Source organism: Actinomycetospora aurantiaca (assembly GCF_037401875.1).
GTDB classification, from domain to species: Bacteria; Actinomycetota; Actinomycetes; order Mycobacteriales; family Pseudonocardiaceae; genus Actinomycetospora; species Actinomycetospora aurantiaca.
Genome location: NZ_JBBEGN010000029.1, coordinates 37,519 through 46,105, shown reverse-complemented (window position 1 = coordinate 46,105; position 8,587 = coordinate 37,519). Strand labels below are relative to the sequence as shown.

Here is an 8,587-nt window from a genome sequence, read left to right as displayed (position 1 = left end):
GAGCAGGACCACCGTCCTGGCCGTCGCCGGATCCGTCGGGGCCTTCCGGCCCGCCCTCGGGGTCGCCGTCGTCCGGACCGTCCTCCGGTCCGTTGCCACCGCCATCCGGCCCCTCGTCGGGGCCGTCCTCCGGCCCGTCCGGCCCGTCGTCGGGTCCGCCGTCGTCGGGTCCGTCGTCGAGGCCATGGGGTGGGGTGGTCAACTCGGCGGTGACGTACTCGACGATCGCGAGGTCGTCGGCCCCGGCCGGGCAGCCGTGCAGCAGCCGCATGAACACCTGCGCGGTCACCCGCCCCGCCGCCACGTCCTGCCCCGCCGCCGCGAGCCGGCGCGCGACCTCCTCGGCCAGCGCATCCACCCGCTCATAGGCCGGCACCGCCAGGACGGGGTCCAGATCCCAGCCATGGATCTCCACCGCCCCCGACGGCGCGGTCCGCGCGGTCACCCGCGCGCGGGCCACCGCGGCGTTGCGCCGGTTCTCCGCCCCTAGCGGGTCGACGTCCTTGACCGCCGCGGCGATCGCCTGCTCGAGCTCCCACACCCCCAACCGCGGCGCCTCCTCGACCAGCCGATCCACCACCACCTGGGCCTGGGCGTCGGTGACATCGCGCAGCCCGACGACGAACTTGCCGGCCTTGGGCTCCTCCAGGTCCCCGCCCCGCATCGCCTCCCCGAGCCGCGGCAGCCGCTCCAACGCCCCCTCGGCCAGCTCCAGGCGCGCGGCGGCCATCGACACCGACCACCCCACCGCCACCGCGACCGCCCGCGCGTCCGGCTCCCCACGCACCAGCAGATCCGCCCGAGCCCGCGCGGTGTGCCACAGCCACCGCAACCGCCGCCAGGCGGTGTGGTTCAACCGCGCCTGCCACGCGAGAAGCCCCCGCTCGACGTCCTGCCCGACGCAGTCCGCCGGGTCCCCGAGCGGGACCGGGGGCAGCGGGTCGTCGAACGACCCCACCCCGACACCCTGCTCGGTCACCGTCACGATTCGAACACTAGTACGAACCCCCGACAATCACGCCCGCAGAACCCCAGGACGAGCCCGACCGGAAGGTCACAGGCTGATCACGATCCGAGTGCCATCGCCGTGAGCACCGCGATGCGCCACCCGTCCTCGTGCCGGACGAGCTGGTAGACGAACCGCTCCGAGGGCACCCCGTCGTGCCGCCACGTCACGTCCGCCCACACGCTGAAGCCGGCGTCCGCGATGACCGCGACCTCCGGCAACGCCTCGGCCACGCCCCCGTACTGGTCCCAGGCCGACGCCCAGAACGCCTCGGTCTGCCGGACGTCGGACACCGCCACCGACTGCCCGGGGAACAGGACGAGCGCGGGGACCGCGTAGAGGGCGGCCACCGCACGCTCGTCGCGGGCGAGGAGCGCCTTCGTGTATCCGTCGAAGAAGGACTCGATCTCGGTCATGACGGCGACGCTAACCACGAACCCGGACACGCCCGTGGCATGGTTCGCGGGGATGTCACGTCTCTCGGACGCCTCCCGTGACGGCCACCTGCGGCTGCGGCGCGTGGAACGCCAGCAGTGGCTCGTCGAGCACCTGCACGCCTCCCGCCGTCGCCGGACCCTCCGCGAGCTGGCCGACGAGCTGCACGTCTCCGAGCGGACCCTCGCCCGCGACGTCGAACGGCTCCGCGACATCGGCGTGCCCCTCGTCGTCACGACCGGCCGGCACGGCGGGGTGGAGCTCGACGCCCACACGGTGACGCCGGTGTCGCTCGACCTCGCCGAGCTCGCCGTGGTGCTGTCGAGCCTCGCGGTCCTCGGGCCCACGGCCGGTCCGTCGGCGGGCTCGGCCGTCCGCAAGCTCGTCGAGGCCCTCCGACCTCCTGACGATCCCTAGCCCGGGCCGCCCACCAGCTCCCGCAACTGTGCGAACAGCTCCCCGCGGCTGGACGACCCGAGCCGTTGACGCATGCGGGCGACGTGGTGCTCCACGGTCTTCGCCGAGATGTAGAGGCGCGCCCCGATCTGCTTGTGGGTCAGCCCGGCCAGCACCAGGCGGGCGACCTCCTGCTCGCGCTCGGAGAGCGAGACCTCCCCGGGGTCGCCGACCAGGCCCGACGTCGGGAGCCCGACCGGGACCGCCACCCCGCTCCCGTCGGCGGGCCGACCCGCGTCGGCCAGCGAGCGGGCGCAGGCGAGCAGCGCCGCCATGGCCCGGCGGTCGCGGGTGCGGATCGCCGCCTCCCCCGCGAGCCGGGCCCCGTCCCACGTCCAGCCGAGCCGGTGCAGCCCGCGGGCCGCCTGTTCGGTGGCGACCGGGTCGATCTCGCCGGACAGCGCCAGCACCCACGTGCGCGCCGCGACGGCCAGGGTGGCGGCGATCGGCAGCCGGTCGGCCAGGGCCTCGAGTGTGGCGAGGTGCCGTTCGGCGGTCGGGACGTCCTCGGCGGTCAGTGCGGCCGCGAGCCCGTACCAGGCGGTCGTCGCCCGCCACAGCGGCGGATCCCCCAGGGCGCGCAGCAGACCGTCGGCCGCGTCCCAGGCGCTCGCGACGGCGGCCTGCTCCTTCAGCCGTGCGGCCCCGACGGCGAGCTCTCCGAGCGGGAGCAGCACGAAGAGGTCGACCGGGTGGCGCACGAGGGCCTCGCGGGCGCGCCCCCACGCGGCGCGCAGGGCGGCGGAGTCACCGGTCCGGCGCGCCACCCCCACCTCGAGCGCCGCGGCCGGCAGCTCGTCGCGCGGCTCGAGGCCGCGGCGCCCGCGGGCGAGCGCGACGTGCTCGCGCACCGCGACGACGTCGCCGCGCACCATCGCGACCCAGGCGCGCAGCAGGTGGTGCCGCGGCACGAGGGCGGGACCACCGGTGGTGGACTCGCAAGCGCGACGCAGCACCGAGTCGGCCAGCTCGAGGTCCCCGGCGTGCAGCGCGACCAGGGCGGCCAGCGCGGACGGCGGGTCCGGGAGCAGGACCCCGGCCCCCACGGGCTCGAGCAGCGAGGTCGCCCGGGTCAGGTCGGACAGCGCGGCCGCGGCGGCCCCCGTGCCGGGGCCCAGGGACGTCAGCACCCCCTGGGCCGCGAGCGTGACCGCGGAGCGGACCGTGGTCGAGCCGGCCGACGCCGCGCCGGCCGACACCGCCCCGGCCGACGACGTGCCGGCGGCGTCGAGCAGGCCGGTCGCCCGGGCCGCGTCCCCGGCGCCCACGAGGCCCGGGACCGCGAGAGCGTGCAGCCGCGGGACCCCGGCCAGCATCTCCGCGGCCGCGCGGCCCATGCCGCGGTGGGCCATGACGGCCGCCACCACCGTGACGGCGCGCGCGTGCTCGTCGGGATCGCCGGTCGTCGTGAGCGGGTCCGCGAGCCGGAGCGCGGTGTCCAGGTCGCCGGCCAGCGCGGCGGCCTCGGCGCGGCGCAGCACGACCGAGTCCGGGGCGGCGCCCGCAGCGACCGCGTCCGCGTACAGCGCGCCCGCGAGGTGCGGGGCCGAGGCGAGGGCCTCGTCGCCGGCGGCGGTGAAGACCCGGGGCAGCTCGCCCCCGCGCAGCCCGGACCCGAGCAGCCGCCGGGCGGGCTCGAGCACCGAGGCACCCCGGGCGAGTGCCTGCTCGGCGATCCGCCGCTCCAGGTCGAGCCGCTCGTCGGCCGATCCCAGCCGGACGAGGCTGCGCCGCACCAGCGGCGCGACCCCCTCCGCGCGGGCGCCGAGCTCGACGGTCGTGCCGGGCACCGGCAGGAGCAGACCGGAGGCCCGGGCCCGCTCGAGGTGGTCGTCGAGGGTCGTGCGGTCCACGTCCAGGACGTCCGCCAGCGCGGCGGGCACCCGCGGGGCCCCGACGGCGAGGGCGAGCAGCAGCCGGCGCGCCTCCGTGTCGAGGCCCAGGATCTCGTGGCGCAGCAGGTCGAGGGCGCCGGGCGGCACCTCGCTCGACCCCGCCTCGGCCGCCGCGGACACCGCGGCGGCCCCGGAGTCGCGGATCTGGGTCACGAGCCGGTCGACGACGGCGGGGGACCCCGCCGAGAGCCGGTGCAGGGTCGAGACCAACGCCGGCGGGCACCGCGACCCGAGCAGCGCGGAGGCGCGCTCGCCCACCCCGGCGGGGGTGAGCGGCTCGAGCGTGACCGGTGCCCGGGACCGGCCGAGGGCCAGCCACAGCGTCGAGAGGGCCCGCGGGCACGGCCACGGCCGCGCGGTGACGACGAGGCGCGCGTCCGGGTCGTCCGCGACGTCGGTCAGCTCGGCCAGGGTCGAGGCGTCCAGCAGGTGCGCGTCGTCGACCAGCAGGAGAGCGTCCTGGTCGGACGGGAACGGCACGGTGTCGCCGGAGCGGATGCGGCGCGTGGCGATCCCGCGGCGGCGGGCCGAGCGCACCAGCGCCGACAGCAACGCGCTCTTCCCCGCGCCGCCCGGGCCGACCACCGCCGCCGTGAGCGGGGCCTGCGGCTGGGCGCGCACCGCGGCGAGGAGCGCGACCGCGCCGGGCAGCCCGGCCACCATGGGGTCGGCGGCCGCGTCCCCCTCCGCGGCTCCCGCCACCCGCAGACGCCCCCCGTCCACGTCAGCCGTCCGCTCGGGACCGGTCACCGGACCGGCGCAGGGACTGGGGCATGGCGGCCTCGGGGTCGGGGGAGGTCGGACGAACGGATTGTTGCGAACTCTCCGTGGTGCTGGAAGGTCTGCCGGGCGCGTTGCGTAGTCCGATGTCCGACTACTGAACGCGGATGGTGATCACCGGTCTACGCACGGTCCGGCTCGTACTCCATCGGGGTGAAGGAGCGGACGGCATCGTGATCCGGCGAATCCGGACGGACCGCCCGAGCCGGCGGTGAGCGTTCCCCGGCCGGACCGGGCAGACTCGCAGGACCACCACCGGCGGGAAGGACGGCCCATGCGGATCGCCGTCGTCGCGACCTGCCTGGGGGACGCCATGTTCCCGCAGGCCCCGATCGCGACGGTGCAGCTGCTGGAGCGGCTGGGTCACGAGGTCGTCTTCCCGGCCGACCAGACCTGCTGCGGACAGATGCACGTCAACACCGGCTACCTCGACACGGCGCTGCCGGTGGTGCGCCACCACGTGGAGGTGTTCGGCCGGGCGCTCGACGACGGGGTCGAGGCGATCGTCGCGCCGTCCGGCTCGTGCGTCGGCTGCGTGCGCCACCAGCACGCGATGGTGGCCCGACGCGCCGGCGACGAGGGCCTCGCCGTCGCCGCCGAGCACGGGGCTGCCCGCACCTACGAGCTCTCCGAGCTGCTCGTCGACGTCCTGGGCGTCACCGACGTCGGCGCCTACTACCCGCACCGCGTCACCTATCACCCGACGTGCCACTCGCTGCGGATGCTGCGCGTCGGGGACAAGCCGCTGGAGCTGCTGCGCCACGTGCGTGGCCTGCAGCTGGTGGAGCTGCCCGACGCCGAGGTCTGCTGCGGCTTCGGCGGCACGTTCGCGGTGAAGAACGCCGAGACCTCGACGGCGATGCTCGCGGACAAGATGGCGAACGTGCTCACCTCGCGGGCGGAGGTGTGCACCGCCGGCGACTCGTCCTGCCTCATGCACATCGGCGGTGGCCTGTCCCGGCTGCGCTCGGGGGTCCGCACGGTGCACCTGGCCGAGATCCTGGCGAGCACGGACCGCGACGACGCCTCGACCGACGTGATCTTCGAGGAGGCGTCCCGGTGACCACCGTCGAACTGGGCATGCCGACCGTCGCCTCGGATCCGCACGGGCACCTGCGCGGCACCGAGTCCTTCCCGAAGGCCGCCCACCGCGCGCTCGCGGACACCCAGCTGCGCCGCAACCTCGGGCACGCCACGCGCACGATCCGCGCGAAGCGGGCCGCCGTCGTCGGCGAGGTCGACGACTGGGAGGCGCTGCGCCGGGCCGGCGAGACGATCAAGGCCGACACCATGGCGCGCCTGCCCGAGCTGCTCGTCCAGCTCGAGGAGCAGGTCACGGCGCGCGGCGGGCAGGTGCACTGGGCGCGCGACGCCGAGGAGGCCAACCGCATCGTCGTCGACCTCGTGCGGGGCACGGGCGCCGACGAGGTGGTCAAGGTCAAGTCCATGGCCACCCAGGAGACGGGGCTGAACGAGGCCCTGGAGGCGGCCGGGGTCGCGGCGTTCGAGACCGACCTCGCCGAGCTGATCGTGCAGCTCTCGCACGACCGGCCGTCGCACTTCCTCGTCCCCGCGATCCACCGCAACCGCGCCGAGATCCGCGAGATCTTCCTGCGCGAGATGCCGGGCGTCGACCCGTCGCTGACCGACGAGCCCCGGCGGCTCGCGATGGCCGCGCGGGCCCACCTGCGCCGCAAGTTCCTGACGGCGAGGGTGGGCATCTCCGGGGTCAACTTCGCCGTCGCGGACACCGGGACGCTCTCGGTGGTCGAGTCCGAGGGCAACGGGCGGATGTGCCTGACGCTGCCGGACACGCTGATCACGGTGATGGGCGTGGAGAAGGTCGTGCCGACCTGGTCGGACCTCGAGGTCTTCCTGCAGCTCCTGCCCCGCAGCTCGACCGGCGAGCGGATGAACCCGTACACGTCGACCTGGACCGGTGTCACCCCCGGCGACGGACCGCAGACGTTCCACCTGGTGCTGCTCGACAACGGGCGGTCGAACGTCCTCGCCTCGCCGGAGGGTCGCCAGGCGCTGCACTGCATCCGCTGCTCGGCCTGCCTGAACGTCTGCCCGGTCTACGAGCGCACCGGCGGCCACGCGTACGGCTCGATCTACCCCGGGCCGATCGGGGCGGTGCTCTCCCCGCAGCTGACCGGCATCTCCGGCCCGGACGACGTCAACGCCTCGCTGCCCTACGCCTCGTCGCTGTGCGGGGCGTGCTTCGACGCCTGCCCGGTGCGCATCGACATCCCGCACCTGCTCGTGCAGCAGCGGGCCGCGGCGGTCGCCGCGCACACCCGTCCGACGGCGCAGGACGCGACCATGCGCGCCATGGCCGTCGCCATGGCGACGCCGGCCCGGTTCCGGCTGGCCGAGCGGGCGCTCGGCGTCGGGCGGGTGCTCGCCGGGCGGAAGCAGCGGATCACCGCGCTGCCGTGGCCGATGTCGGGGTGGACGAACGCCCGCGACCTCCCGGCGCCGCCGCCGGAGACGTTCCGGCAGTGGTGGTCGCGCACCCACGGGCAGGGGTGATGGACGCCCGCGGGACGGAAGACGGAGCGCAGCGGAGCTCGACCCGGGAGATCGTCCTCGCCCGGCTCCGGGCCGCGCGCGAGGCCGGGAACCCGGCCACACCCGTCGTCGTGAACCGGGACTTCGCGACGACGGGTCGGCTCGCGCCGGGGAGCGCGGAGGTCCTGGACCGGCTGGACGAGACGCTCACCGACTACAAGGCGGTCGTGCACCGGGTCGGGACCGACGCCGAGGTGGCGCGGGCCGTGGCGAAGGTGCTGGCCGACGCGGGCGCGACGAGCGTCGTGGTCCCGCCCGGCCTGCCGGAGGCGTGGCTCGCCGACCACGCCGGTGAGGTCCGCCGGGACGGTCCGCCGCTGACGGTCGCCGACCTCGACTCCACCGACGCGGTGGTCACCGGCGCCGCCGTGGCGATCGCGGACACGGGCACGTTCGTGCTCGCCGCCGCGTCCGACGACCAGGGGCGCCGCGCGATCTCGCTGGTCCCCGACCATCACGTGTGCGTCATCCGCGCCGCCGACGTCGTGTGCTCGGTGCCCGAGGCGATCGCCCGGCTGGACCCGTCGTCGCCGTTGACCTTCGTCTCGGGCCCCTCGGCCACGTCGGACATCGAGCTCGACCGGGTCGAGGGCGTGCACGGCCCGCGCCGGCTCGACGTCGTGCTGGTCGGTCCCTGACCGGCGCTCAGACCGTCGGGACGGTTCCGCCGTCGATCACGTACTCGGCGCCGACGATCGCCGAGGCGCGGTCCGAGACGAGGAAGCCGACCAGGTCCGCGACCTCCCCGGGGTGCGCGAACCGTCCCAGCGGCACGCCCCCGAGGGAGTCGAGGACGGACTGCTTCGCGGCGTCCCGGGTCAGCCCGTTGCCCTCGGCGAGCCGGTCCACGAAGTCCTCGTACGCCTCGGTCTCGATCCCGCCGGGGCTGACCGCGTTGACCCGGATGCCCCGGGGCGCGAGCTCGTTGGCGAGCCCCTTGCCGTACGTGCGCAACGCGGCCTTCGCCGCCGCGTACGCCAGGGACGCGTCGTACAGGGGCAGCTCCCGCTGGATCGAGGTGACGTGCACGACCGCGCCCGAGCCGGCCTCCACCATCCCCGGTAGCAGGGCCCGGTCGAGCCGGACGGCTCTCAGGAGGTTGAGGTTCAGCTCGACGAGCCACTGGTCGTCGCTGATCACCGCGAACCCGCCGGGCGGCGTCGACGCCCCGCCGACGACGTGCACCAGGACGTCGAGCGGCCCGTCCTCGGCGATCCGCGCAGCCACGACGTCGGCACCGGCCGCCGTGGCGGTGTCCGCCACGACGAAGCGGTCGGGCCGGTCGTACCCGTCGGGCATCGTCCGGGCCGTCGTCCACACGTCGGCGCCCATCTCCCGCAGGCGTTCGACGACGGCGCGGCCCGCGCCCTTCGATCCGCCGGTGACGAGCGCCCGGCGCCCGTCGAGACGGTCGCGATCCGTTCCCATGGTGTCCGTCCGC

General features: G+C 75.8%; 8 protein-coding genes. 4 read left to right on the top strand and 4 right to left on the bottom strand.

The window, feature by feature from the left end; translation table 11 throughout:
- Together WCD74_RS29185 and WCD74_RS29180 are read right to left on the bottom strand one after the other, a co-directional pair.
- Positions 1-985, bottom strand: a 985-nt coding sequence (locus WCD74_RS29185) for a DUF222 domain-containing protein (protein ID WP_337698445.1), incomplete at its 3' end; no start/stop codon positions are given.
- Between the two features lie 80 nt (positions 986-1,065).
- The gene (locus WCD74_RS29180; RefSeq protein WP_337698444.1) at positions 1,066-1,422 is read right to left on the bottom strand and encodes a DUF6841 family protein; all 357 of its coding nucleotides are present in this window, start codon (positions 1,420-1,422) and stop codon (positions 1,066-1,068) included.
- A gap of 52 nt (positions 1,423-1,474) precedes the next feature.
- On the opposite strand from WCD74_RS29180, the gene WCD74_RS29175 reads away from it, so the two are divergent.
- The gene (locus WCD74_RS29175; protein ID WP_337698443.1) at positions 1,475-1,858 is read left to right on the top strand and encodes a helix-turn-helix transcriptional regulator; all 384 of its coding nucleotides are present in this window, start codon (positions 1,475-1,477) and stop codon (positions 1,856-1,858) included.
- On the opposite strand, the gene WCD74_RS29170 is transcribed toward WCD74_RS29175, so the two are convergent.
- Positions 1,855-4,515, bottom strand: coding sequence for a LuxR C-terminal-related transcriptional regulator (locus tag WCD74_RS29170; protein ID WP_337698442.1), 2,661 nt, complete (start codon positions 4,513-4,515; stop codon positions 1,855-1,857). The genes WCD74_RS29175 and WCD74_RS29170 overlap by 4 nt on opposite strands.
- A gap of 331 nt (positions 4,516-4,846) precedes the next feature.
- Between WCD74_RS29170 and WCD74_RS29165 the strand changes: the two genes are divergently transcribed.
- Genes WCD74_RS29165 through WCD74_RS29155 form a run of 3 tightly spaced genes read left to right on the top strand, consistent with a single transcriptional unit; the run spans position 4,847 to position 7,784 of the window.
- Positions 4,847-5,635 carry a (Fe-S)-binding protein gene (locus tag WCD74_RS29165; protein ID WP_337698441.1) on the top strand — a complete coding sequence of 263 codons (789 nt, stop codon included), beginning with the start codon at positions 4,847-4,849 and terminating at the stop codon, positions 5,633-5,635.
- Between the two features lie 17 nt (positions 5,636-5,652).
- Entirely contained in the window at positions 5,653-7,107 is a 1,455-nt protein-coding gene (locus WCD74_RS29160) for a LutB/LldF family L-lactate oxidation iron-sulfur protein (RefSeq protein ID WP_337698446.1), read from the top strand.
- Complete coding sequence (locus WCD74_RS29155; RefSeq protein WP_337698440.1) at positions 7,107-7,784, top strand: LutC/YkgG family protein; 678 nt, start codon at positions 7,107-7,109, stop codon at positions 7,782-7,784. Before WCD74_RS29160 ends, WCD74_RS29155 begins: the two co-directional genes overlap by 1 nt.
- A gap of 7 nt (positions 7,785-7,791) precedes the next feature.
- On the opposite strand, the gene WCD74_RS29150 is transcribed toward WCD74_RS29155, so the two are convergent.
- On the bottom strand, positions 7,792-8,574 hold the full coding sequence (locus tag WCD74_RS29150) for an SDR family oxidoreductase (protein ID WP_337698439.1): 783 nt from the start codon (positions 8,572-8,574) through the stop codon (positions 7,792-7,794).
- Positions 8,575-8,587 lie beyond the last annotated feature (13 nt).

Excerpts from the sequence above, each read along its gene's own strand:
- WCD74_RS29180 (WP_337698444.1), bottom strand. The coding sequence starts at position 1,422 with ATGACCGAGATCGAGTCCTTCTTCGACGGATACACGAAGGCGCTCCTC.
- WCD74_RS29175 (WP_337698443.1), top strand. The coding sequence starts at position 1,475 with ATGTCACGTCTCTCGGACGCCTCCCGTGACGGCCACCTGCGGCTGCGG.
- WCD74_RS29165 (WP_337698441.1), top strand. The coding sequence starts at position 4,847 with ATGCGGATCGCCGTCGTCGCGACCTGCCTGGGGGACGCCATGTTCCCG.
- WCD74_RS29160 (WP_337698446.1), top strand. The coding sequence starts at position 5,653 with ATGCCGACCGTCGCCTCGGATCCGCACGGGCACCTGCGCGGCACCGAG.
- WCD74_RS29155 (WP_337698440.1), top strand. The coding sequence starts at position 7,107 with ATGGACGCCCGCGGGACGGAAGACGGAGCGCAGCGGAGCTCGACCCGG.
- WCD74_RS29150 (WP_337698439.1), bottom strand. The coding sequence starts at position 8,574 with ATGGGAACGGATCGCGACCGTCTCGACGGGCGCCGGGCGCTCGTCACC.